This window comes from Acidisphaera rubrifaciens HS-AP3, from assembly GCF_000964365.1.
In the GTDB taxonomy this organism is placed as follows: domain Bacteria; phylum Pseudomonadota; class Alphaproteobacteria; order Acetobacterales; family Acetobacteraceae; genus Acidisphaera; species Acidisphaera rubrifaciens.
In genome coordinates this window covers 1-1,310 of sequence record NZ_BANB01000798.1, presented here as the reverse complement: position 1 = coordinate 1,310, position 1,310 = coordinate 1, and the positions used below count along the sequence as shown (strand labels likewise).

2 protein-coding genes are annotated in these 1,310 nt (G+C 73.0%); both read left to right on the top strand.

From position 1 onward, the window contains the following. Positions 1–102 precede the first annotated feature (102 nt). Positions 103–990, top strand: a complete 888-nt coding sequence (locus B8460_RS17860) for a cation diffusion facilitator family transporter (protein ID WP_048862974.1) — start codon at positions 103–105, stop codon at positions 988–990. Between the two features lie 31 nt (positions 991–1,021). Next, positions 1,022–1,310: hypothetical protein (locus tag B8460_RS17855; RefSeq protein WP_199445690.1), on the top strand; the 289-nt coding region annotated here is incomplete at its 3' end.

Here is a 1,310-nt window from a genome sequence, read left to right as displayed (position 1 = left end):
GAGCGGGTGGTGTGCGCGGGCGGCGGCTGACGGGCCGGCGCCGGGCTGCTACAGGCCCCGCCGGGACGACAGGAGGCACGGCGTTGGCACACGGGGGGGCGGGTGACAGCGGCCAGTAGGATCGCGACGGCGAGCATCGGGCTCGGGGCGCTGGTGCTCGGCCTCAAGACCGCCGCCTGGTGGGTGACGGGCAGCGTCGCGCTGTATTCGGACGCGCTGGAATCCACCGTCAACGTCGCGGGATCGGCGCTGGCGCTGCTGGCGATCCGCTTCGCCGAACGGCCGGCCGACGCCAACCATCCGTATGGCCACGACAAGGCCGAGTTCTTCGCGGCGGTGATCGAGGGCGCGCTGATCATCGTGGCGGCGCTGTCGATCCTGGAGCATGCATGGGAGGCGCTGCGCATGCCGGCGCCGCTGGCACAGCCGCGGCTGGGCGTCGCGCTCAACCTCGCCGCCACGGTGTTCAACGCCTTGTGGGCGTGGGTGCTGCTGGGACGCGGGCGGCGCCTGCGGTCGGCGGCGCTGCGGGCGGACGGGCGGCATCTGGTGTCCGACGTCGTCACCTCGGTCGCGATCCTGGCCGGCGTGGGCCTTACGGTCGTGACCGGGCGGCATGAGTTCGATCCCGCGACCGCGGCGCTGGCGGCGATCTATGTGCTGTGGTCCGGGCTGCGGGTGCTGGCCTCCAGCATCGGCGGGCTGATGGACGCGGCCCCGGCCGACGACGTGGTGGGACGGATACGCCACCTAGTGTCCGAGACCGCCGCCGGAGCGATCGAGGCGCATGACCTGCGCATGCGCAGCGCCGGACGGCTGACGTTCCTGGAGTTCCATCTCGTCGTGCCCGGTGCCATGAGCGTCGCCGATGCCCACCTCATCTGCGACCGCGTGGAGGCGGCGCTGAAAGCGGACATGCAGGGCCTGGTGATCACCATCCATGTCGAACCCGAGGGCAAGGCGAAACATCACGGCGTCCTGGTCCTTTGATCCGGTCATGCCGGCCCGGAGCGACGCGCGGATGCGCGCCCCGGCCAGCGGTCTGCCCGCGCACGGGCTCGCCGACCGGATCTATCGCGCGCCGCTCGCCGTCTCCGGCGTCGGCCATCTCGCGGTGCTGTTGTTGCTGGTGATCGGTCCGTTCGCCATCGGCCGACGGCTGCACGACGCGCCGATGATGCCGGCGACGGTGGATTGGGTGCTGGACGATCCGGGCGCCCGCGCGTCCGCCGCGGCGACGCAGGCGGCAAAGGGGCGGCGTGTCACGCCCCCGGCGCATGTCCCGGCCACGCCCGCCCCGCCGAAGCCGC